This is a genomic window from Aureibaculum koreense, from assembly GCF_034296135.1.
Classification (GTDB): domain Bacteria; phylum Bacteroidota; class Bacteroidia; order Flavobacteriales; family Flavobacteriaceae; genus Aureibaculum.
Genome location: NZ_JAXKVV010000022.1, coordinates 25,784 through 49,804 on the forward strand (window position 1 = coordinate 25,784; position 24,021 = coordinate 49,804).

The window sequence follows — 24,021 nt, forward strand, 5'->3', positions numbered from 1 at the left end:
ATTTACATGTGTTTAAAATTAGTTCGTAATGTCAAACTGTAAGGATAACGCAAAATACCTTGGCAAATTATTCAGCAGTTGTTAAAATTTTAAGTTTCGTACCGGGTTCAACATAAGATACGCCCCAAATATTGTTCCAATTTCGAAGTTGACTAATTGAAACATTTGGGAATTTTTTGGAAATTATAAAAAGCGAGTCGCCTTTTTTTACCGTGTAGTTTTTAAAAGTTTGTGGTTTGGCAGTAGTATTATTCGTTTTAACAGGATTTATCTTTACAGCTATATGTTTTTCTGCATCTTTATCTGTAATGACCAGTCGTTGACCTTCAATAAGAAAATCAGTTTGCAAACCGTTCCACGCTTTTAATTGTTGCAGCGATATACCAAACTTTTTGGAAATTTTAGGTAAATTATCAAGTGCTTGAACCACATAGCTGTTTTTTGCCGTTGGAATTATATGTTTGGGCAGCTCTTTGCTCTTCATATTACTTTCTGTAGTTGGGCTGCTGCTTAAAAATTTATCGATCGCATTTTTAGGTAATGCTAATACGTAATTTTTATTTTTTTGATAGGGTATAATACCTAACTTATATTGCGGATTTAACGAGGCTATAAATTTATAGGGTATTCCGGTTCTTTTTTCAACTTGATTAAAGCTTAATTTTTCGTTAATATGAAGGGTGTCGGTATCAAAATAATCAATTTCAATAGTATTAGGGTAAATTCGGTGAGCCTCGCCATATTCAAAAAGATAGAACATAGCATAAAAAGCGGGTACATAGCTGCTCGTTTCCGAAGGCAGGTATTGCCTAATATTCCAATAATTTCTTTTTCCGCCAGAGCGTCTAATTGCTTTGTTGACATTGCCCGGCCCAGAATTATAAGCTGCAAGTGCTAAATCCCAATCTCCAAACCTTTCGTAAAGATCTTTTAAATAGTTGCATGCGGCTTCTGTGGCTCTTAAAGGGTCATTACGCTCATCAACATAAGAAGTAACATTTAGGCCATATTCTTTACCGGTATGGTACATAAATTGCCAAATTCCTTTGGCACCCGCATGAGATTTAGCAGTTGGTAACAACGCAGATTCAACGACAGCTAAATACTTTATTTCTAAAGGGAGGTCATATTTATCTAAATACTGTTCAAAAATGGGGAAGTAGTAATTGGCTCTATCCATTAAATTGGATATTGCCGTTTTGTTATCTCTTAAATACAATCGGATAAAACGCTCAACGGTGGCATTGTAGGGGACGTCAAAAGGGGTTTTGTTATTTAATGCTGCCAACCTATCTTTAAGCACCATTGAGGAAAACCTTTCATTTTCTATTGGTTTTGACTTGCCTACTTGGGGTAAATCACCCTCAAATACATTGCTAATTGGGCTTTCTGTATTTGTGGCTTGATAATCAAAGTCTGTTATTGAAATATCTTGGGCAAATAATAAAACAGCATAAAAAATAAGAGTTGTAGAAAACAGTTTTTTCATAGATGATTTGGAGTTGAAACCAATCAAAAATAGCAAAGCAACACAGTTCAATTGCAAAATTGTTAATTAAAGCTAAAAACTTTAGTTGTAACGTGTTAACAAACAATAACTTATAAATAATGTAAACTTATGATTGAGAATTTGATTGCTTTTTTAAGTTAAAAATAGTAATTATATAATTTTGCCTTTATTTTGTTGTTGGTTTGGCAATAATTGTCATTTTTTTCAGAAATAATATTTTATTATTTACTTTTTTAATAAAAATTCGTAATATTGCTTTGTGAAAACGGTACACCTATATACAATTTCTACAAACTGTAACCGCCCAAGAGGCATCCGTCGCCCGTAAGGGTATCTTATATTATATTGAACTAAGGTGAGTCCGGTTCTTTTTTCAAAAACACAATTTTTTAAAACACATTTTAATTTTTTTAATATCATAGTATGGATATTGTTATTGCTACAAAAAAGCATAGTAAGTATGCTTCTATTATTTGCGATACCATTGCGGAATCAGCCAAAGTTCGCGGTACGGGCATAGCCAAACGTACACCAGAATATATTATAACAAAACTTGAAAACAAGAATGCCGTTATTGCCCTGGATGGTGATAAGTTTGCCGGTTTCTGCTATATCGAAGCTTGGGGGCATGGTAAATTTGTTGCCAATTCGGGCTTGATCGTTCATCCTGATTACAGAGGTCAAGGTCTGGCAAAAAAAATCAAAAAAGTTATTTTTGATTATTCAAAAAAGAAATTTCCCGATGCTAAAATGTTCGGTATTACAACGGGTTTGGCCGTAATGAAAATAAATTACGAACTAGGTTACAAACCCGTTACTTTTTCTGAACTTACCACTGATGATGCTTTTTGGAAAGGATGCCAAACCTGTAAAAATTATGATATTTTAACCCGTACGGAACGTAAAATGTGCCTATGTACAGGTATGCTTTACGATCCAAACGACAAAAAAACGAAAATAGAAAAGGAAAAGAAGCGTCCTTACAATAAAAGGGTATTGAAAAGATTAAAAAGTATAAAAGAATCTATTTTATTAAAAAATAAAAACAAAAAATGAACAAGTTAGTTTTAGCATATAGCGGCGGATTGGACACTTCGTATTGTGCAAAATATTTATCGGCAGAAAAAGGTTATGAAGTCCATGCTGTAAGTGTGAATACTGGTGGATTTATCCAACAAGAGATTGATACGATTGAGGAAAAAGCATACGCACTAGGTGTAAAAACCTATAAAAACATTAATGCGGTTGCTACTTTTTACCAAAAAGTAGTAAAATACCTGATTTTTGGTAATGTGCTAAAAAACAATACTTACCCACTTTCAGTCAGTGCAGAACGAATCATCCAAGCTATTGAAATCATAACCTATGCGAAAAAAATAGGAGCAAAATATATTGCCCACGGCAGCACAGGTGCTGGCAATGATCAAATCAGATTTGATATGATTTTTCAAATTTTAGCTCCCGAAATTGAAATTATAACTCCGATAAGGGATTTAAAATTATCAAGACAGGAAGAAATAGAATTCTTAAAAGAACATGGTGTTGAGCTTTCTTGGGAAAAAGCCCAATATTCAATTAACAAAGGATTGTGGGGTACAAGTGTGGGCGGTAAAGAAACTTTAACGTCCAATGAACCATTGCCTGAAAGTGCTTATCCCAGTCAATTGGAAAAAGAAGAGCCTGAAAAAGTGAAACTCAGTTTTGAAAAAGGAGAATTGATAGCTATCAATTATGTTAAAAATAGTCCTGTTAAAAATATTGAGATTCTAAATGAAATGGCATCAAAATATGCCATTGGAAGAGATATTCATGTAGGCGATACCATAATAGGCATTAAAGGAAGGGTTGGGTTTGAGGCTGCTGCTCCGTTAATTATTATAAAAGCTCATCATTTACTGGAAAAGCATGTACTTACCAAATGGCAACAACATCACAAAGAGTATTTGTCTAATTGGTATGGAACAATGTTGCACGAAGGTCAATATTTAGATGCAGTAATGCGTAATATAGAAGCTTTTTTAAAGGATGCCCAAAACAATGTAAGTGGCGATGTTATGGTAACCTTACGCCCATATCGCTTTACACTTGATGGAGTTCAATCGCCACACGACCTGATGAACTCGAAAGTAGCTGCTTATGGCGAAATGAATAATGGTTGGACGGCTGATGACGCCAAGGGCTTTATCAAAATTTTATCAAATCAAAATAAGATTTTTAACCAAATAAACAATTCAGAATGATACAAGTTGGAATTATTGGTGGTGCCGGTTATACCGCAGGCGAATTGATTAGGATTTTATTGCATCATAAAAAAGCAGAAATCAATTTTGTGTATTCAACTTCTAATGCGGGCAATGCGTTTAGCAGCATCCATCAAGATTTAATTGGCGAAACCGATCAAAAATTTACCGATAAAATAAATAACAATGTTGATGTGCTGTTTCTATGTTTGGGACATGGCAATTCGAAATCTTTTTTAGAAAAAAATCAATTTTCGAACAGTACAAGAATTATTGATTTAAGTAATGATTTTAGGTTGGAAAAAGACCGGGTTTTTCAAGGAAAGGAATTTGTTTACGGTTTGCCCGAACTCAATAAAACAACAATAAAATCAGCTCAAAATATTGCAAATCCAGGTTGTTTTGCAACAACGATTCAGTTGGCTTTATTGCCATTGGCAAAAAATAATTTATTGAAACAAGATATCCATGTAAATGCTGTTACCGGTGCAACGGGTGCAGGAACATCATTATCTAAAACCACCCATTTTACTTGGCGAGATAATAATTTTTCGTACTACAAACCATTTACGCACCAACATTTAGGTGAAATAAACCAAAGTCTTGGGCAATTGCAATCTTCGTTTATTAACGAGGTAAATTTTATGCCGAACAGAGGTAATTTTAGCCGAGGGATTTTTGCCACGGCCTATACCAAATTTGACGGAAGTTTAGAAGCTGCTAAAAAATTGTATAAAGATTTTTACAGAGATGCGGCTTTTACTTTTCTGAGTGATACTGAATTACATTTAAAACAAGTGGTTAATACCAATAAGTGTTTGGTGCATTTACACAAACACAACGATAAATTATTAATTAGCAGTATAACGGACAATTTGTTAAAAGGAGCATCGGGCCAGGCAGTTCATAATATGAATTTAATTTTTGGGCTTGATGAAAAAGAAGGTTTGGGACTGAAAGGAACGTATTTTTAAAGGAGACGTTAGATAAGAGACGTGAGATATTAGACAAATAATGAGTTTTTAGTATTTAGAACAAGAAAGTTCGATTTACAAAAAATTGAAAGAAATAATTAGGAAGAAATATATACTAACAATTTAAAACACCCCAATAGCAGCCCCCTCTCTTTTGGGAGAGGGCTGGGGAGAGGCTTATGAAAATAGCAATTATAGGAATGGGTAATTTAGGGCTTTCAATAGCCAAAGGGCTTATTGTAAATAATGCCTACACAAGTTTATACCTCACTAAAAGGAATACGCAAAGTATAGAAGACTGGGCGGAATATGATAATGTACAAATAACCTCAGATAATAAGGAAGCTGTACGCAATTCTGACATTTTGATTTTTGCAGTACAACCCCGTCATTTTGCAGGCATTTTAAAAGGTATTGCCGATTTATTGACAGAAAAGCATGTTCTGATTTCTACTATTACAGGATTTAAAATTTCAACAATTGAATCTGTTATTGGTAAAGATAATTTCATTATTCGTTCTATGCCCAATACGGCTATTTCAGTCGGTAAATCCATTACTTGTGTGTGTAGTAATGCACAAGGGAAAAAACGGATTGATATTGCTTTAGCAATTTTTAACAGGCTGGGTACTTCCGTGGAAATTCCCGAAGAACAAATGCAAGCTGCAACGGTAATCTGTGCCAGTGGTATTGCCTTTTGGATGCGATTGATCAGAGCAACAACGCAAGGAGCTATTCAATTAGGGTTTGAAGCAGAAATTGCTCAAGAAATGGCAATGCAAACTTGTTTAGGTGCGGCAACTTTATTGATAGAATCTGGCAATCATCCAGAGGAGGAGATAGATAGAGTTACAACGCCTGGAGGTTGTACAATCGAAGGGTTAAATGAAATGGAACACAGTGGCTTAAGTTCATCCTTGATAAAAGGGATTGTTACTTCGTTTAATAAAATCAATCAAATCGCAAAACCAGAGCTTTAACGACCCTGCAAGGTATTCCCGCTAAAGGCGGTTCCTAGTAGGTCTGAATGAGCGAATAAAAAAACTAAAAACATGAATTTATTTGATGTATATCCACTGTATAACGTTACACCGGTTAAAGCCAATAATGTAATTGTTATTGACGATAAAGGTCAAAAGTATCTTGACTTTTATGGAGGGCATGGTGTTATATCCATAGGTCATTTGCATCCACATTATGTTAAAAAAGTTAAGGAACAGTTAGATAATCTTGGTTTTTATTCCAATGCTGTACAAAACCCATTGCAAGTTGAATTGGCAGAAAAATTAGGAAAGTTGTCTGGTTATCCCGATTACAATCTGTTTTTATGTAATTCTGGTGCAGAGGCTAATGAAAACGCTTTGAAATTAGCTTCCTTCCATACCAATAAAAATAGAATAGTTGCTTTTCAAAATTCTTTTCATGGGCGGACTTCAGCTGCCGTTTCTGTTACAGATAATCCCAAGATAATAGCACCAATAAATAGTTGCAATCCTATTACCATTTTACCTTTAAACGATAGTGTTTTACTTGAAAAAACCTTATTGGTGGGTGATGTCTGTGCTGTGATTATTGAAGGTGTTCAAGGTGTCGGTGGACTGGATGAGGGGACAACACAATTCTTTCAAGATTTACGAAAACTATGTAATCAATATAATGTTATATTAATTGCTGATGAAATCCAATCAGGATATGGACGAAACGGTAAATTTTTTGCCCATCAATATCACAACATTCAACCAGATATAATTTCAATTGCTAAAGGAATGGGTAATGGTTTTCCTGTGGGAGGAATTTTAATTTCACCCAAGCTAAAAGCCAGTTATGGCATGTTGGGTACCACTTTTGGTGGAAATCATCTGGCTTGTGCGGCTTCTATGGCCGTTTTGGAAGTGATTGAAAAAGAAAATTTAATAGAAAATGTGAATATAATTTCAGCTTATTTTATTGAAAAGGCAAAACGAATTCCACAAGTAAAAAAGATAAAAGGTAGAGGATTAATGTTAGGATTGGAATTTGATTTTGAAGTTGGTGAATTGCGAAAAAAACTGATTTATGAACATCACATCTTTACAGGTGGTGCCAGCAATAAAAAATTGCTGAGAATTTTACCACCAATGACGATAAAAAAAGAACACGTGGATAACTTCTTTGAAGCATTAAAAGGTTGCCTATAAATAATTTAACCCAATGAAAAAATACACTGCTATATCTGATATAAAATCGCTTTCAACTATGGTTGATGAAGCCGTACAATTAAAGAAAAACCCATACGCTTTTGAAAGTTTAGGCAAACACAAAACCTTGGTAATGTTGTTTTTCAATCCCAGTTTAAGAACACGTCTGAGCACCCAAAAGGCAGCACAATACTTGGGAATGCAAGTAATGGTGATGAACATTTCAAACGACGCTTGGGCACTGGAATTTGAAGATGGTACGATAATGAACCAAAATACATCGGAGCACATTAAAGAAGCCGCTAAAGTGGTTTCCCAATATGCAGATATTATTGCTATTAGGGCTTTTGCGGGATTGAAAAACAAAGAAGAAGATTATAGCGAAAAGGTAATCAATGCTTTTGTCAACTATGCAACCGTACCAATTATTAGCTTAGAAAGTGCAACGGGGCATCCATTACAAGCCTTGGCCGATGTCATAACCATAAAAGAAAATCAAAAAAATAAAAAACCAAAAGTGGTGTTGACTTGGGCACCGCATCCAAAAGCGTTGCCGCAGGCGGTGGCTAATTCCTTTGTGGAAATGATGCAAATCAATAATGTTGATTTTGTGATAACGCACCCTAAAGGATATGAATTGGACAAAGGTATTGTTAAGAATTCAAAAGTGGAATACAATCAAGATAAAGCCTTTGAAAATGCCGATTTTATTTATGCAAAAAACTGGAGTTCGGTTGGTGATTATGGCAAAGTTCTGTCAAAAGATAAAAACTGGATGGTTACCGAACAAAAAATGAAATTAACCAATAATGCCAAATTTATGCACTGTTTGCCTGTTAGAAGAAATGTAGTTGTTGCCGATGAGGTATTAGATGGAGAGAATTCTTTGGTTATAGAACAAGCTAATAATAGAACTTTTGCAGCTCAATTGGTATTGAAAAAAATATTAGAAGATAGTTGAAATCGACAAGTTCTAAAATTGTTTCAATACTCAGCTCCCTAGGAGCGTTATCTTTGTAATAATAATAAAGAGTGATAAAAGTTAAAGCTCCATAGGAGCGAAATCTTAGACAAACTCTATTAAGACTGGTAAAATAGAATGAAGCAGAAACTAAACATCATAAAAATTGGAGGTAATGTCATCGACCAGGAAGAAGTCTTACATGCTTTTTTAGCCGATTTTTCTAAATTGGATGGTTTAAAAATTCTGGTTCATGGAGGTGGAAAAAAAGCAACAGATTTATCCAACAAATTACAACTTGAACCCAAAATGGTTGGAGGAAGACGAATTACGGATGCCGCCAATTTAGAAGTCGTAACCATGGTTTATGCAGGATTATTGAATAAAAATATAGTAGCAAATTTGCAAAAAAACAATTGTAATGCCATTGGACTTTCAGGTGCAGATGGCAACACCATTAAAGCCCATAAACGTATTGTAAAAGAAGTTGATTATGGTTTTGCCGGTGATGTCGATAGTCTAGAGGTAAAGACAATATCAACATTAATAAATGCTGAATTAACTCCTGTTTTTTGTGCGATTACACACGATAAAAATGGGCAATTATTGAATACCAATGCAGATACCATAGCGTCAGAATTGGCATCTGCTTTAGCGGAAATTTACGAAGTAAGTTTAACTTATATCTTTGAAAAGAAAGGCGTATTGAAAGATATTAAAGATGAGAATTCCGTTATTGAAAAAATAGATTCAGCAATTTACAATACATTAAAAAATGAAGGTGTTATTGCCGATGGAATGCTACCAAAACTGGAAAATTGTTTTAATGCTTTGATTAAAGGTGTTTCGGAAATTCACATCGCGAATACTGATTTCATAACCAATAAAAATACAAAACACACAACTTTAAGTTTATGATTGAAAAGCTCACCAAAGAGGCTATAGCCCTTTTACAACGACTTATTGCCACCCAATCTTTTTCGTCAGAAGAAGATGGTACGGCAGCATTAATTGAAGGGTGGTTTGTTGCTAATGACATTAAATTTAAGCGTAGTAATCATAATATATATGCTTTTAATAAACATTTTGATAACACCAAACCGACGTTGCTATTAAATTCTCATCACGATACGGTAAAACCCAATAGTGCTTATACAAAAGACCCTTTTAAACCTCAAATTATAGATGGAAAATTATACGGATTAGGAAGTAATGATGCTGGGGGGTGTTTAGTCTCATTAATAGCTTTATTCACGCATTACTATAATCATGAAAATTTAAAATACAATTTGATAATCGTAGCTTCGGCAGAAGAAGAGAGTTCGGGGCAGTTGGGTTTGAATAGCGTTTTGCCTCTATTGCCAAAAATTGATGTTGCTATTGTTGGCGAACCTACTTTGATGCAGTTGGCCATTTCCGAAAAAGGCTTATTGGTTTTAGATTGCACAGCTCATGGGAAAGCTGGGCATGCCGCACATGGATTGGGCGACAATTCTATTTATAAAGCTATGGAAGCCATAGATTGGTTTAAGAATTATGAATTTCCTAAAGTTTCAGAAACCTTGGGGAAAATTAAAATGACCGTTACACAAATTAATGCTGGAAATCAACATAATGTAATTCCGGCTGAATGCCGTTTTGTGGTGGATGTCCGTATTACGGATGCTTATAGCAACAAAGAAGTATTGGAAATTATAAAAAATCACGTGCAGGTTGAAGTAAAAGAACGATCTTTACGATTAAATTCATCATCAATACCTAAGGAACATCCTTTGGTAAAAGCTGGAATTGAATTAGGAAGAGAAACTTATGGGTCTCCAACGCTATCGGACCAAGCTGTATTGACCTGTCCATCCCTAAAATTAGGGCCTGGAGACTCGTTACGCTCACACACTGCAGATGAATTTATTTATGTAAATGAAATTGAAGAAGGGATTAAAATTTATGTGGAATTGTTGAAAAGGGTAATTATCGAATAGCCTGTCATTCAGAGCGAAGCGAAGAATCTCATTAATAGGAGGACAAGCATTTATGTGATTCCTCGTGCCTCGGAATGACAAAAAAGAATTGAACGATATATAAATGATTAAACGATTACACAAATCAACAATTAAACGCTTAAACTACAAAAAATGAAACTCTGGGACAAAGGCTTTAGCACCGATAAAAAAATAGATATGTTTACGGTAGGTAACGACCGCCAACTCGATTTAATAATTGCAAAATATGATGTGTTGGGCTCTATAGCCCATGCTAAAATGTTGCATAAAATAGAGATTTTACAAGACAGGGAGATTGTAATTATTGAAGAAAAGCTCAAAAGCATCCTTCACAATATAGAGAAAGGAAACTTTGTGATTGAAGATTCTTTTGAAGATGTACACTCTAAGGTAGAATACATGCTTACCGAAATGTTGGGCGATACGGGAAAAAAAATCCATACTGCACGATCAAGAAACGATCAGGTTTTAGTGGATCTACATCTGTACTTTAAAGATGAAATTAATGAAATTAAAAGCTTGGTAAAGGCATTATTTGACGAGTTGTTAACAAAGGCAGCAGCCCATAAAAATGTTTTGATGCCCGGTTATACACATTTACAAGTTGCCATGCCATCGTCTTTTGGGTTATGGTTTTCGGCCTATGCGGAGAGCTTAATTGATGATATTTATTTACTAAATGCGGCCTATAAAATTGCAGATCAAAATCCATTGGGTTCAGGTGCTGGCTATGGCAGTTCTTTTGATATTGACAGACAAATGACAACCGAATTACTCGGTTTTGAAACGTTGAAATACAATGTGGTTGCTGCTCAAATGAGTCGAGGTAAGACGGAAAAAGCTCTAGCTTCTGCAATGGCTACTGTTGCCGGGACACTTTCAAAATTTGCTATGGACATCTGTTTGTACATGAGCCAGAATTTCAATTTTGTTTCTTTTCCGGATGAGTTGACTACAGGTTCGAGCATTATGCCGCATAAAAAAAATCCAGATGTTTTTGAATTGATAAGAGGGAAATGCAACGCACTTCAAGCTTTACCGTATGAGTTAACGCTAATATCGAGTAATTTGCCAAGTGGCTATCAACGTGATTTACAATTACTGAAAGAAGCGGTGTTGCCAGCCATTCAAACTTTAAAATCATGTTTGGAAATGATGAAATTCTCAATTGAGAATATAAGGGTAAATAAAGATATATTAGAAGACCCTAAATATGATTATCTATTTACGGTTGAGGAGGTAAACAAATTAGTCCAAGATGGTGTCGCTTTTAGAGATGCCTATAAAATTGTAGGAGCAAAAGTGGAAAATGGAGAGTTTAAACCCGATAAAAATGTAAACCACACGCATTTAGGCAGTATTGGTAATTTATGTTTGGATGAGATTAGGGGTAAGATGGAGAAAGTTATTTAAATAAGCAACCTTTTTCAGATTTTGCATCTAGCAATAAATCGATAAACCATGAAAAGAATAGCTTTAATTTTACTTTCCTGTATCTTATTTTTTAGTTGCAATAGTTCTGAAGAATTTAATTCTAAATCTGCATGTGGAGTGAAAAATCCAGTTGAGGATTTAGCTTGGTTAAAAAACGAAATTGATGAAAGAGAGCAAAATGATTCGGTCGATTGGCGGTATCATTACATTTTGCAAACTTCATTTAAAAAGCAAGATATTTTTATTTATGGAGACTGCTGCCCTAACTGCAATTCTGTATATGTTGTTTATAATTGCAGTGGAGAGAATATAGGATATATTGGTGATGACAAATATTCATCCGATTTACTCTCAAAAGGTACTGTAATTTGGAAAAGTAGCAATAATGAATGTGATTTTTCACTAAATTAATTTGTCTTCAACGCCCTTTTCATAGCAATTGCTTTTAACAAACATTCTTCATATTCTTTTTCAGGGTTGGATTTTGACGTAATTGCCCCACCTACAGAATAAGATAAATAGTTATTGGTTTCATTATACAAAATACTTCGAATAACTACGTTAAAATCAAAATCGCCATTAGATTTAAAATAACCAATTGCACCAGAATAAACACCCCTTTTTGAAGCTTCTAAATTTTCGATAATTTGCATAGCGGATAATTTGGGTGCACCCGTCATACTTCCCATAGGGAACAGACTTTTTATTATGTCAATTCCGTCCGTATTAGCATCCACTTTTGCACTTATTGTGGAAATCATTTGGTGTACTTGGTCAAATGAATAGACTTTACATAGTTCTTCCACTTTTACAGAACCTTTAATGGCAGTTTTTGATAAATCGTTTCGCACTAAATCGACAATCATAATGTTTTCAGAGCGTTCTTTTTGGTCGTTGGCTAATGCTGCAGCTAATTTTTTATCAGCCTCTTTGTCCGCTAATCTTTTGGCAGTACCTTTAATGGGTTGCGATATAATTTTGAGACCTTCTTTTTTTACAAACCTTTCAGGTGAAGCAGAAATAATGTACTTCTGATTGAATTTAATAAAACTGGCAAATGGCGGGTTAGAAATTCTATTTAAATGATGATAAACTTCCAACGGATTGATAACTGCATCCTCCGCATAAAATTCTTGACAAAAATTAACTTCGTAAATATCGCCACGATGTATGTGTTTTAGAATTTTAACTAATTGATTCAGGTATTGCTTCTTTGTAATTCTTTTTTTAATTTTTACGTCATGCTGAACGCTGTCATTGCGAGTCCCTTTTCGGGACGAAGCAATCTGTTTTATACTCTTTAAATCATCATCAATTTCATCTTTATACTCTGACAAATATTGAATCTCTAGGACATCATTCTTAAAAAGGAACAGTTTTTTTGGTTGAAAAAAGTACAAATCAGGAAAATGTAATCCGTCGTTATTTTTAGAGGTTAGATTTTCAGTATCATTCTTCAAATCATAACTTAAATAACCAAAAATATAATCGTTGACCTTATTTTTATATTGTTTAAATTTATCAAAAGCCTTATGAAAATTACATTGTAAATCTGAATTGCCATCAGCAGCCAACACAGCATCGTAGGTTGAATAGTGTTGAGGATAATTGTTACTATCGAGCCAAACAAATTCATCAAATTGTTGAGCCCAAGTCAGTAGATTTTCCTTGAACTCAGCAGGATTTTGTAGTGTTATTTTTTTTGTGGTTCGCAATGACCTTTCGACTTGGCCCAAGGTTATTAAATTAGTTTAAGAAGAATGATCGGCTATAATTTTCCATTCTCCATTAATTCGTTTTAGGATTATGGAAAACATGCCATTAGCATCGCCAACTTTCCGTTTTAAATGAAATTCACCAATAACTAAAAATACATCGTTTGCCAATTGGTCAAAATCACGTAACTTAAAAGTTAGTGTACCAGTATGGTCTTTGGTGGGATAACCTTTTTTGTAATTATCAAGGGTTTGTTGCCAGCCATAAGTCAATCCACTACTACCCACAAATTTTAAACTATCCGATTTTATATACCCTTGCATAAAAGCTTCCAAATCGCCATTGGACCAATCCTTTGCTTGTTGCAGCATCATAGCTGTAATTTCCTGTTTGGCGGTTTGATAATTTACCGTTGTGGCCTTTTGTGAGGTACAAGCAGCAAAAAGAAATATAGCTAACAATGGTACGATTAAAAATTTGTACAATTTTACCATTATAAATTACCTTTTATAAATAAAACATCCCTATAATCCCCTAACATTGACATGTTCGTTAAATGTTTAGTATTCAGATCATTATTAAACCGCGTTAACCCCTCCGCCCTTAAAAATTCTATAAAAATTAAAATGGCGTTTGGGTATACTGAAATTAATTCAGCACAGGCTCTCCCCTTGAAAAAAGGGGAGGACTTTTCGCTTTCCCATTTCTATTATATTATGTTATCGCCTCCGCTTGAGAAAATTTTTGTCTTAGGTCTCAAGGGAACAACCTCATCAACGCCATTAGTTCCCTTCCCTTCAGGAAGGGTTAGGGATGGGCTTCTTTTCAACTATGCAACGCCCTTTTATCGGTGGCATCCAACGCAGCTTCTTTAACGGCTTCTGCGTAAGTTGGGTGAGCATGACTCATTCTTGCAATATCTTCGGCCGATGCTCTAAATTCCATCGCAACAACAGCTTCAGCAATTAAGTCGGCTACTCTGGCTCCGCACATATGCACGCCCAAAACTTCATCGGTTTTGGCATCTGCTAATATTTTTACAAATCCGTCAATATCACCACTCGCTCTGGAACGTCCTAATGCACGCATAGAAAATTGTCCAGTTTTATAATCAACTCCAGCACCTTTAAGTTCTTCTTCAGTTTTACCAACGGCAGCCACTTCTGGCCATGTATAAACTACACCAGGAATTAAATTATAATCGATATGTGGTTTTTGTCCTGCCAACGTTTCGGCAACAAAAACACCTTCTTCTTCTGCTTTGTGGGCGAGCATTGCACCTTTAATTACATCGCCAATAGCATAAATATTAGATACATTGGTTTGTAAATGTTCATTAACTTCTATTTGACCTTTATCATTGGCTTTTACACCTGCCTTATCAAGGTTTAAACCATCGGTGTAAGGTCGTCTCCCTACGGAAACCAAACAGTAATCACCCTTAAATTCTACGGGATTTCCCTTTTTGTCGTCAGCCGTAATAGTTACTTCTTTTGCAGAAGTTTTTACAGCAGTAACTTTATGACTCGTATAAAATTTTACACCTTGTTTTTTGAGTACTTTTTGCAATTCTTTGGACAATGATGCATCCATGGTAGGGATGATTCTGTCCATATATTCAATAACGGAAACTTCTGCTCCTAATCTTCGGTACACTTGTCCTAATTCCAATCCGATAACACCACCGCCAATGACAACCATATGTTTTGGAATCTCTTTTAGACTCAACGCTTCTGTTGAGGTGATTACGCGTTTCTTATCTAACTTTATAAAAGGTAAAGTTGATGGTTTTGAACCTGTAGCAATAATGATGTTTTTGGCTTCAATTTTTTCGGATTTACCCTTGTCTTTTTCAATATTAATGTGTGTAGCATCAATAAAAGAACCCAACCCATGATAGACGGTAATCTTATTCTTACCCATTAAGTATTTTATACCGCTTGTATTAGTATCAACCACGCTTTGTTTACGGTCAATCATCTTTTTCAGATTGGCTTTGATGTCACCTGAGATTTCAATACCGTGTTCCTCAAAATGAGAAATAGCGTCGTGATAATGGTGAGAAGAATCTAATAAGGCTTTGGATGGGATACAACCCACATTTAAACATGTGCCACCAAGGGTATCGTATTTTTCAATAATAGCAGTTTTCATTCCTAATTGTGCACAGCGAATGGCTGCAACATATCCACCAGGACCGGAACCAATAATGGCTACATCATATGTACTCATAAGTAAAGTTTAATTTTAATAGAACAAAAATAGGGATAATATGTGTAATTGAATAACCTGTTTTAATTTAATAAACTGGATACGGTATTTTCTATTGTGAGATATTCAAATACGAATCCTTCTTTTAGTAACCGCTCGGGAACCACGTTCCTGCTTTTTAATACTAGCTCAGTTTCTGTGCCTATGATTTTTGCTCCAAATTTCAACAACCAAGTTGGGTGCGAAATACCAAAAGAAATACCTACTTCTTTACGAATGGCATTCATCAATAGTTTATTATTGGTAGGGTTTGGGACTGTAACATTGAATATTCCTTCGAGTTCAGGATGGGTTAATAAAAATTCAACTGCTCTTGCAAAATCTTTTTCGTGAATAAAACTCACTTTCTGATTACCCTTGCCTTGTTTTCCACCCAAACCAAGATTTGCTAGGGTCTTTAAGGGTATAAACGCTCCACCGTTTTTGCCCATCACAATGGAAGTTCTTAAAACAATCTTTCTCGTTTTTGGGGTGTCAAATTCATTAAATGCTTTTTCCCAAGCCTTGGCAATATTCATCGAGAAATCATCACCAGTCTCACCATTTTGTTCGGTCATTTTTTTGTCTAAGGAATGGCGATAGATGGTTGCGGTTGAGGCGTTCATCCAAACCTTTGGTGGTTGGTTACATTGCAAAATGACTTTTCCTAAAATTTGGGTAGAATCAATGCGAGAATCGTAAATTTCCTTTTTGTTTTTATCCGTATAGCGGCAATCGACCGATTTTCCTGTCAGATTTATGAGTGCCTCAGAGCTATCTAATTCACTTGCCCAGTTTCCTAATGTTTTAGCATCCCAAAAGATGTCATTTTCTTTTTTCGGATTGCGGGTTAGTATTTTAACTGTATAACCAATTTTTATAAAATGATTTTCTAATGCTTGTCCGAGGAAGCCGCTTCCGCCTGCTATTATAATGTTTTTCATGATTTTTGAATTTGATAAGTGATAAATACGAAATAAGCCGCTATTAACATCGGAATAACAAATGCAAATAGTATTTCGTTAAAACCGTTTCTAACTAAGCTTGAATAACTAATTATTGCAATACCAATACTTACAATGAAGACACTTAGCCAGTAATAAATAATTAGTTTTTTTATGTTACTTTCCATTGTTTTGTATCGAAATGAAATAATAATAGCAATAACCAGCTGGATAACACCCAGAAAGAATTGACATATTGCTCCATACAGAACGTATTCAATACTTACGTAAAAACCAATTGTAATTAGAAAAGCTATAAGGTTTATATAATGCAGAGTTTTCATAATAATAACTTTTAAAGAGTGTCAGTTTTTGAAATTTCAATTGGTTTTTGATTCGCTTTTTTTCTGCCTTTTAAGAATAATAGTAAGTTTAAGAAAAGCATAATGCCTAAGTAAATAGAGAATCCACCAATTTTCTTACTTAGAATTTCAATTAATGCCTGATTGCTAATATTGGTTGCTCCGTAATAGGTTATCTTTAAAATGAGCAAAGCCCATCCAATATTTATAAGATAAAATCCAATCTCGAACAATTTATTTGTCGCTAGTGCGATTTCTTCATTACCTCTAAAAATATCTATCATGAATGACTTTCCATTTTTGAATAGCATTTTAGACACATAAATTGTTAATCCGATAGCAATAGGTAAATAAATTAGATAGCCGATAATAATTTTTGAATTTTCCATAATTACTGATTTAATAGGTTTGTTTTTTGTATTTGTTTAAGCCAGAATATATTGTTGTAATGTAAAATGGCGAGTATTAAAATTAATTTTCCAAGTGTGTATGTCAAAGAATTAATTAGTTCTATTTCATTATTTATTTTTGCCCAATAGGATATTGTAATTATCGCATAACCTAAATTGACCAGATAATAGCCCATCAATAGAATTTTATTAATTTGTTGAACCAGAACTTTATCATTGCTAAAAAGGTTTAATAAAAAGAGTTCACCATTTTTATATAAAGACCAACCCGTCTTTATAGTTATTAAACTAATGATTGGTAAATAGACACTATATGTAATAAGATTTAGGTTCATTTTATATTTTAAAACTTTCAGAAAATATTGAAAGTATAGTTTAAATTTTTTTTATTTAATGAATTTGAATATAGATTTTGTTAACCAATTTTGCTCTTGATTCACTAATTTATTCAACATCTTATCTGCATTTTCCGTTAAATTGTGCAATGCCTTGGTTTGTTTGATCAATTCTTTTGTTTTATCAGAATTATCATTTTTTATACTTGAAACTTCTTTTAATACTTTTATAACCGGTTGAATTTCTCTTCTACTTCTTTCCTTTGCTATCTGTCTTGCTAATTCTTGTACATCTTTTTCAGTTGTAAAAAATTCTTTCCGTTCACCTGGAATAATTTCTTTGGTTACAATGCCCCAATCCATTAATTGGCGTAAATTCATACTCGTATTTCCTCTTGAAATTTGTAACTCCTCCATAATATCTTCCATTGACAATGGTTTAGTAGAAACAAAAAGCAATGCTTGTATCATCGCCATCGCTTTGTTAATTCCCCAAAGCGAACCCAAACTTCCCCAAGTACTGATAAACTTTTCTTTTGCTTCTTGATATTCCATATGCAAATATACAATTATTTTTGAATTTTCAAAAAATATTGAAAGTTTATTTTTTAAATAGAATATTAGTTATTTTAGCAGAATGCAAATGGTCTTATTTATCGGTCTTGTTTTCCCTGAATCAACTTCTACAGCGGCGGGAAGTAGGATGTTGCAATTGCTTCATTTTTTTTTAGCAGAAAATTATAAAATCACTTTTGCAAGTGCAGCACAACAAACGGAATATATTGATGATTTAGAAAGTCTTGGAGTTAAAAAAGTTACTATTAAATTAAACGATTCCAGTTTTGATGAATTTATTAAAGTGTTACAACCCGAAATTGTTGTATTTGACCGTTTTATTACAGAAGAACAATTCGGTTGGCGGGTGGCTGAAAATTGCCCAAATGCGATTCGGATTTTAGATACCGAAGATTTACATTGTTTACGACAAGCAAGGTTTGAAGCTTTTAAAAAGGATGAAACTTTTGAATTAAAACAACTTAACAAGTTAGATATTACTAAACGAGAAATTGCAAGTATTTATAGATGCGATTTGTCATTGATTATATCACCATATGAATATCAATTGTTAATCAATCATTTTAAAATTCCAAAAGAAATCTTAGTTGAATTACCTTTTATGCTCGATGGTATTTCACAAGAGGATATATTTAAAAAATCATTTTTTGAGAAGCGACAAGATTTTATAAGCATTGGTAATTTTAAACACGAACCCAATTGGCAATCAGTTTTATACTTAAAAAAGACCATTTGGCCTTTAATTCGTAAACAAATACCAAACGCTAAATTGTTAATTTACGGATCTTACCCATCTCAAAAAGTTACAGACTTGCATAACGAAAATGAAGGTTTTATGGTAATGGGTAGGGCAGAAGATGCCCATAAAGTTATTTCAAAAGCGAAAGTATTATTAGCTCCACTTCAATTTGGAGCGGGACTCAAAGGAAAATTTATTGACGCGATGCTCAACGGAACACCTAGTGTAACAACTAGTTTTGGAGCTGAAGGTATGCATGGCGATTTACCTTGGAATGGTTTCATAACTGACAATCCCAAAGCATTTGCCGATAAAGCAGTTGAACTTTATTCGAATAAAGAGATTTGGCTAACATCACAACAAAATGGAATTGGAATAATTAATAACATTTACCTTAAAGAGCAACTATCGGAAAAGCTAAATAATCAAATCCGTAAAATTCAAGATGATATAAATTTACATAGAAATAATAATTTTGTTGGAGTTTTGCTACAACATCATAGTTTTCAGAGCACAAAGTATTTGAGTAGGTGGATTGAAGCTAAAAATTCTTAATTTTAACTATGAAAAATAATATATATACCAGAAGGGAAGTATTAAAATTAACAGGATTAAGTACTTTAGGACTGTTGGCTTACCCTGGACTAATGTCCTATAAATTAAAGGAAAAAATGTTACTCAGAGAGATACCCTCTTCAAAACAAAAAATACCTGTGGTTGGTTTAGGAACGTGGCAAACTTTTGATGTTGGCGATTCACAAGAAGAAAGAAAAACCTTACTTCAGGTTCTTGTAGAGATGAATAAATTGGGAGGAAGTGTGATTGATTCATCGCCTATGTATGGTAGTTCAGAAAGAGTAGTTGGTGATTTAACAAGCGAATCTGGATTATCCGATGCGTTTTTCTACGCAACTAAAGTATGGACCTCAGGAAAAGAAGCTGGGATAAAACAAATGGATCAATCCTTTAAGTTGATGAAAAGAAAAAAAATAGACTTAATGCAAATACATAATTTGGTTGACTGGAAAACACATGTTAAAACGCTTAAGGAATGGAAAGAAAAAGGTAAAATCCGTTATTGGGGAATTACACATTATACAGATTCGTCACATTCATCTTTGGAAAAAGTGATACAACAAGAAAACCCCGATTTTGTTCAATTCAATTACTCTATACGGGAAAGAAACGCCGAAAAATCATTATTCGAAACGATAAGAAAGCATGATACAGCGGTTATAATTAATCAACCCTATGAAAGTGGTTCATTGTTTAGAATTACACGTGGAAAGGAACTTCCTAAATGGAGCAAAGATTATGATATCAACAGTTGGGGTCAGTTTTTTTTAAAATTCATTCTTTCAAATGAGTTGGTAACCTGTGTAATTCCGGGTACTTCTAAACCTAAACATGTCATTGATAATATGATGGCCGGTTATGGTAAAATGCCAGATGCAAAAACCAGAGAGAAGATGTATTCTTTTATCAAATCAATGTAACAACCCAGGGCTTTTAATAAAGTATCTGCTAATTAGTTGAGTAAAGGGATTAAAGGAAGGAGTCAATTAAAAAAGATTATCTTATCTGTAAGTGAATGTGGTCATCGTGTCTCACTGCCCTACAGCCATGAAATCTTATTTTATCATACCGGTTTAAACCCATTTGTGTCTTTAAATAAGGCTCAATAAAAATCTTCTGCGTTTTTATATGTTCTAATAACTCCTTTATTAGAATTTTGGTCTGATTATCATCAAAGTCTAAATCGTTGAAAGTTCCAAAAGTGAAATATTTCGTAAAATCATATTGCCAATACCCTTTATCTTGACAGGTTGTAGATGTTATACTTTGGTCTTTAATGAAAGCTCCATAACCCGAAATAGATGGTTTTTTATTCGTTTCTTTTCCGTCTTTTGTTTTATACATAAATGAAATATCTATTTTTTTTCCATCATTATGACTAAGATGAGGTAACAACGGAAATTTATCAAAAAATGGAAAATTAGCATCTAGATAGGTAATTTTAAAATTATGCTCTTCTTTAATTTTATTAGAAGTTTCTATCAATAGTGTCTTTAATTGTGGGGTTATATAATTTCGGAATAGAATTGGATACGCAATATTCCTCGGTGTTAAATTTGAGTTGAAAGTCGGTAGTTTTTCTCTACCAAAAGCTTTAGCAATAGGAGGAATCAATATCAGATTAAAAACAAAATACAATCCAAAAAATAAATACGCCTTTTTCCATTTTAATTTTGCTGAAATAATTAAAGTCAATATCCAAATCAGTCCGCCAACTTGTGTTAAAATGGTTAATAGGATTATAAATACAATATGAAATATAATTTTTAAGAATTTCATTCTTTTTCAACTAATCCAGCTCTTTTCAACAACGCATCGGCTGAAGGTGCTGTACCTCTAAAACGCTTATACAAATCCATAGGTTTGTCTGTTCCTCCTTTTGAAAGTATATTTTCAGCAAACTTTTTCGCGGTCTCTTTATTAAAAATCCCGGTTTCCTTAAAATATTCAAAGGCATCCGCATCCAATACTTCAGCCCATTTGTATGAATAGTAACCACTAGAATAACCCCCTTGAAAAATATGGGAAAACGATGTGCTCATACAGTTTTCGGCAACATCAGGATAGAGTTGTGTATCGGCAAAGGCTTGGTTTTCAAATTCTTTTACATTTTTAATGTTAGTTGGGTCGCCACCGTGCCATTGCATATCCAACAATCCAAAACTAAGTTGGCGTAACGTTTGCATCCCTTCTAAAAAGTTTGATGAATCTTTGATTTTTTGAACCAGTTCCATTGGGATGGGCTCTTTGGTTTCGTAGTGCCTTGCAAACAAATCCAATGCTTCCCTTTCGTAACACCAGTTTTCTAATAATTGACTGGGCAGTTCAACAAAATCCCAATACACACTGGTGCCAGAAAGGCTAGGATAAACTGTATCTGCCAGCATACCATGTAAGGCATGTCCAAACTCATGAAACAAAGTTGTTACTTCATTGAATGTCAATAACGATGGTTTCGTTTCTGTAGGCTTCGTAAAATTACAAACTATAGAAATATGCGGTCTTGAATTATCACCATCTTTTTTCCATTGACTTTTATATGAGGTCATCCAAGCACCATTCCGTTTGCCTTTTCTTGGGAAAAAATCGGCGTAAAAAACTGATATGAACTCTTCACTTTGGTTGGTCACTTCATAGGTTTTAACGTCCTTATGGTATTTGTCAATGTTGTTGACTTCTTTAAATTCCAATCCAAATAATTTATTGGCAATGGTAAATACACCATCAATTACATTTTCTAATTTAAAAAAGGGTTTTAAAGCCTCTTGATCTAAATCAAATAACTGTTTTTTTAGTTTTTCTGAATAATAAGCACCATCCCATTTTTGTAATAGTTTGATTCCATCTTTTTTTGCGAATTCAGAAAGTTGTTTGAATTCTTTTTCGGCGGCAGGTTTTGCTTTTTCCAACAAATCATTTGAAAAAGACAATACTTTTTCTGGGTTTTCCGCCATACGTTCTTCCAGCACAAAATGGGCATGGGTTTTATAGCCTAGTAAGTTAGCCCTTTCATAACGGAGTTTTACAATATCCAATACGATTTGCTGGTTATCATGTTCGTTATTTTTAAAAGCCCTTGCTCCGAACGCTTTGGCTAATTTTTCTCGCAACGATCTATCATCAGCATACGTCATAAAAGGAATATAACTTGGGTAATCCAACGTAATTACCCAACCGTCCAAACCTTTTTCCTTAGCGGTCATTTTTGCAGCTTCTTTTGCTCCATCTGGTAATCCTTTGAGTTGGTTTTCATCGGTTAAGTGCAACTGAAATGCATTGGTTTCAGCCAATACATTTTCTCCAAATTGTAAGGAGAGTTTTGATAATTTTTTGTCAATTTCCCTTAATTTAGTTTTGTCAGTATCATTCAGATTCGCACCATTTCTTGCAAAACTCTTGTATTTTTTATCTAAAAGTGTGGCTTGTTCAATAGAAAGATCTAAATTTTCTTTATCATCATAAACCGATTTTACACGATTGAATAATTTTTCATTCAATCGTATATCATTTGAAAATTCAGATAACATTGGTGAAACTTCTTGGGCTATTTTTTGAATTTCATCATTGGTCTCGGCTGAATTCAAATTAAAAAAAATGGATGATAATCTATCTAATGTGTAGCCTGAAAAGTCTAACGCTTCAATAGTGTTTTTGAACGTTGGAGCTTCTGAGTTATCTGTTATTTCATCAATTTCTGCTTTCGCTCTTTTAATAGCCTCCTCAAAAGCGGGTTTAAAATGTTTATTTTCAATTTTAGAAAAAGGTGCGGTGGAATATGGAGTGTTGAAGGGTTGTAATAGTGGATTCATAAAGTAAAAGTTAAAAATCAATAAAAAAATTCCAAATTCCAATAGAACTACGATTTATTGATGATGGTTGAAAGTATTTTTCTTAGTTCGTCTGCTTCTTGTACTAAATCTGCTAATTTATCGTCAAAAGGTTCGTTTAAATCTTTTAAAAGCCTTAGCCATAATATTGATTCTTTGGCTTCTTTCCTGGAAATTTTAAGCCTGAATTTAAAATCTTTATCACCTAGTTTTTCATTAGCTTCAATATAATTTGCAGCAACTGATCCAGAAGATTTTATCAATTGCTTGGAGTCTTGATAATTGGCAGATGTTTTAGGCAATTTGTATAATAAAAGCCTACAATTTTTTGCAAAAAGATATGTTCTTTCCTCTAAATCGTAAACTTTTTTTGACATTTTATTGGTTTTTTTTGGAATTTGGTGCTTGCAATTTGTGTTTTATTATTTGGAATTTTTTTCTTGATTTTTAAAATTTATTGCTTCAGCCGCTTTCTCAACTTTAACCTTCAACCCTTCTTTATAATCAATAATAGTCTGTTGAACTTTTTTATCAGTACTTCCTAAAATTTGAGCGGCTAAAATTCCTGCATTTTTTGCTCCATTTAGTGCAACTGTCGCGACTGGAACACCACCTGGCATTTGAAGAATGGACAAAACAGAATCCCAACCATCGATAGAATTACTTGATTTTACGGGCACACCAATAACAGGCAACGGACTCATAGAAGCCACCATACCAGGCAAGTGGGCGGCACCTCCTGCACCAGCAATAATTACCTGAATTCCACGAACGTGGGCATTCTTTGCATAATCATACAATTTATCTGGAGTCCTATGTGCTGAAACAATATCAATTTCGGTATCTATATTAAATTCGTGCAGTATTGTAATTGCATCTTGCATCACGGGCATGTCTGAATTGCTGCCCATAATAATTCCCACTTTAGCCATAATTTGATAATTTTAATTTCAGTACGAAGAAAAATCGTACTTTTATTGTCCAAATATA

General features: G+C 33.9%; 23 protein-coding genes. 12 read left to right on the plus strand and 11 right to left on the minus strand.

All coding sequences use genetic code 11. The features are described 5' to 3' along the window. Window positions 1–67: 67 nt before the first annotated feature. Complete coding sequence (locus UMM65_RS14560) at window positions 68–1,489, minus strand: lytic transglycosylase domain-containing protein (protein ID WP_321977571.1); 1,422 nt, start codon at window positions 1,487–1,489, stop codon at window positions 68–70. 444 nt (window positions 1,490–1,933) lie between these two features. On the opposite strand from UMM65_RS14560, the gene UMM65_RS14565 reads away from it, so the two are divergent. The 10 genes from UMM65_RS14565 (at window position 1,934) to UMM65_RS14610 (ending at window position 11,707) form a co-directional block, all read left to right on the plus strand. Further along, window positions 1,934–2,566 carry a GNAT family N-acetyltransferase gene (locus tag UMM65_RS14565; protein WP_321977572.1) on the plus strand — a complete coding sequence of 211 codons (633 nt, stop codon included), beginning with the start codon at window positions 1,934–1,936 and terminating at the stop codon, window positions 2,564–2,566. Further along, window positions 2,563–3,750 carry an argininosuccinate synthase gene (argG, locus tag UMM65_RS14570; protein ID WP_321977574.1) on the plus strand — a complete coding sequence of 396 codons (1,188 nt, stop codon included), beginning with the start codon at window positions 2,563–2,565 and terminating at the stop codon, window positions 3,748–3,750. The genes UMM65_RS14565 and argG overlap by 4 nt, the downstream gene beginning before the upstream one ends. Continuing rightward, entirely contained in the window at window positions 3,747–4,724 is a 978-nt protein-coding gene (gene argC, locus UMM65_RS14575) for an N-acetyl-gamma-glutamyl-phosphate reductase (protein ID WP_321977576.1), read from the plus strand. Before argG ends, argC begins: the two co-directional genes overlap by 4 nt. Before the next feature lie 179 nt (window positions 4,725–4,903). Beyond that, window positions 4,904–5,704 carry a pyrroline-5-carboxylate reductase gene (gene proC, locus UMM65_RS14580; RefSeq protein ID WP_321977577.1) on the plus strand — a complete coding sequence of 267 codons (801 nt, stop codon included), beginning with the start codon at window positions 4,904–4,906 and terminating at the stop codon, window positions 5,702–5,704. Between the two features lie 72 nt (window positions 5,705–5,776). Continuing rightward, a complete protein-coding gene (locus UMM65_RS14585) occupies window positions 5,777–6,901 on the plus strand; it encodes an aspartate aminotransferase family protein (RefSeq protein WP_321977579.1) in 1,125 nt (374 codons plus the stop codon). Window positions 6,902–6,914: 13 nt separating this feature from the next. After that, window positions 6,915–7,862: an N-acetylornithine carbamoyltransferase gene (locus tag UMM65_RS14590; protein ID WP_321977581.1), complete on the plus strand. Its 948-nt coding sequence runs from the start codon at window positions 6,915–6,917 to the stop codon at window positions 7,860–7,862. Window positions 7,863–8,000: 138 nt separating this feature from the next. After that, window positions 8,001–8,780 carry an acetylglutamate kinase gene (gene argB, locus UMM65_RS14595; protein ID WP_321977582.1) on the plus strand — a complete coding sequence of 260 codons (780 nt, stop codon included), beginning with the start codon at window positions 8,001–8,003 and terminating at the stop codon, window positions 8,778–8,780. Continuing rightward, window positions 8,777–9,841: a M20 family metallo-hydrolase gene (locus UMM65_RS14600; RefSeq protein WP_321977583.1), complete on the plus strand. Its 1,065-nt coding sequence runs from the start codon at window positions 8,777–8,779 to the stop codon at window positions 9,839–9,841. Before argB ends, UMM65_RS14600 begins: the two co-directional genes overlap by 4 nt. 153 nt (window positions 9,842–9,994) lie before the next feature. Then, on the plus strand, window positions 9,995–11,275 hold the full coding sequence (gene argH, locus UMM65_RS14605; protein ID WP_321977584.1) for an argininosuccinate lyase: 1,281 nt from the start codon (window positions 9,995–9,997) through the stop codon (window positions 11,273–11,275). A gap of 48 nt (window positions 11,276–11,323) precedes the next feature. After that, complete coding sequence (locus UMM65_RS14610; RefSeq protein WP_321977585.1) at window positions 11,324–11,707, plus strand: hypothetical protein; 384 nt, start codon at window positions 11,324–11,326, stop codon at window positions 11,705–11,707. On the opposite strand, the gene pabB is transcribed toward UMM65_RS14610, so the two are convergent. The 6 genes from pabB to UMM65_RS14640 form a co-directional block, all read right to left on the minus strand. Next, window positions 11,704–13,011 (minus strand): aminodeoxychorismate synthase component I, encoded by a 1,308-nt coding sequence (gene pabB / locus UMM65_RS14615; protein ID WP_321977586.1) that lies wholly within the window; start codon window positions 13,009–13,011, stop codon window positions 11,704–11,706. The two genes, UMM65_RS14610 and pabB, sit on opposite strands and share 4 nt — an antisense overlap. Window positions 13,012–13,047: 36 nt before the next feature. Beyond that, window positions 13,048–13,506, minus strand: coding sequence for a YybH family protein (locus UMM65_RS14620; RefSeq protein ID WP_321977588.1), 459 nt, complete (start codon window positions 13,504–13,506; stop codon window positions 13,048–13,050). Window positions 13,507–13,837: 331 nt separating this feature from the next. After that, complete coding sequence (gene lpdA / locus UMM65_RS14625; RefSeq protein WP_321977590.1) at window positions 13,838–15,244, minus strand: dihydrolipoyl dehydrogenase; 1,407 nt, start codon at window positions 15,242–15,244, stop codon at window positions 13,838–13,840. A 62-nt stretch (window positions 15,245–15,306) separates the two neighbouring features. Next, on the minus strand, window positions 15,307–16,206 hold the full coding sequence (locus tag UMM65_RS14630; protein ID WP_321977592.1) for a TIGR01777 family oxidoreductase: 900 nt from the start codon (window positions 16,204–16,206) through the stop codon (window positions 15,307–15,309). A gap of 355 nt (window positions 16,207–16,561) precedes the next feature. Beyond that, on the minus strand, window positions 16,562–16,957 hold the full coding sequence (locus tag UMM65_RS14635; RefSeq protein ID WP_321977594.1) for a hypothetical protein: 396 nt from the start codon (window positions 16,955–16,957) through the stop codon (window positions 16,562–16,564). A gap of 407 nt (window positions 16,958–17,364) precedes the next feature. Further along, window positions 17,365–17,868 carry a GbsR/MarR family transcriptional regulator gene (locus UMM65_RS14640; RefSeq protein WP_321977595.1) on the minus strand — a complete coding sequence of 168 codons (504 nt, stop codon included), beginning with the start codon at window positions 17,866–17,868 and terminating at the stop codon, window positions 17,365–17,367. Window positions 17,869–17,956: 88 nt separating this feature from the next. Between UMM65_RS14640 and UMM65_RS14645 the strand changes: the two genes are divergently transcribed. Both UMM65_RS14645 and UMM65_RS14650 read left to right on the plus strand, forming a co-directional pair. Then, on the plus strand, window positions 17,957–19,183 hold the full coding sequence (locus UMM65_RS14645) for a glycosyltransferase (RefSeq protein ID WP_321977597.1): 1,227 nt from the start codon (window positions 17,957–17,959) through the stop codon (window positions 19,181–19,183). Between the two features lie 8 nt (window positions 19,184–19,191). Beyond that, on the plus strand, window positions 19,192–20,124 hold the full coding sequence (locus UMM65_RS14650; RefSeq protein ID WP_321977598.1) for an aldo/keto reductase: 933 nt from the start codon (window positions 19,192–19,194) through the stop codon (window positions 20,122–20,124). A gap of 76 nt (window positions 20,125–20,200) precedes the next feature. Here the strand turns inward: UMM65_RS14650 and UMM65_RS14655 are convergent, their stop codons facing one another. The 4 genes from UMM65_RS14655 to purE are packed head-to-tail and all read right to left on the minus strand — an operon-like array spanning window position 20,201 to window position 23,963. Then, entirely contained in the window at window positions 20,201–20,983 is a 783-nt protein-coding gene (locus tag UMM65_RS14655; RefSeq protein ID WP_321977599.1) for a hypothetical protein, read from the minus strand. Beyond that, window positions 20,980–23,013, minus strand: a complete 2,034-nt coding sequence (locus UMM65_RS14660; protein WP_321977600.1) for a M3 family metallopeptidase — start codon at window positions 23,011–23,013, stop codon at window positions 20,980–20,982. Before UMM65_RS14660 ends, UMM65_RS14655 begins: the two co-directional genes overlap by 4 nt. Before the next feature lie 47 nt (window positions 23,014–23,060). Then, a complete protein-coding gene (locus tag UMM65_RS14665; RefSeq protein WP_321977602.1) occupies window positions 23,061–23,408 on the minus strand; it encodes a four helix bundle protein in 348 nt (115 codons plus the stop codon). Between the two features lie 45 nt (window positions 23,409–23,453). Further along, window positions 23,454–23,963 carry a 5-(carboxyamino)imidazole ribonucleotide mutase gene (gene purE / locus UMM65_RS14670; RefSeq protein WP_321977604.1) on the minus strand — a complete coding sequence of 170 codons (510 nt, stop codon included), beginning with the start codon at window positions 23,961–23,963 and terminating at the stop codon, window positions 23,454–23,456. Window positions 23,964–24,021: the final 58 nt, after the last annotated feature.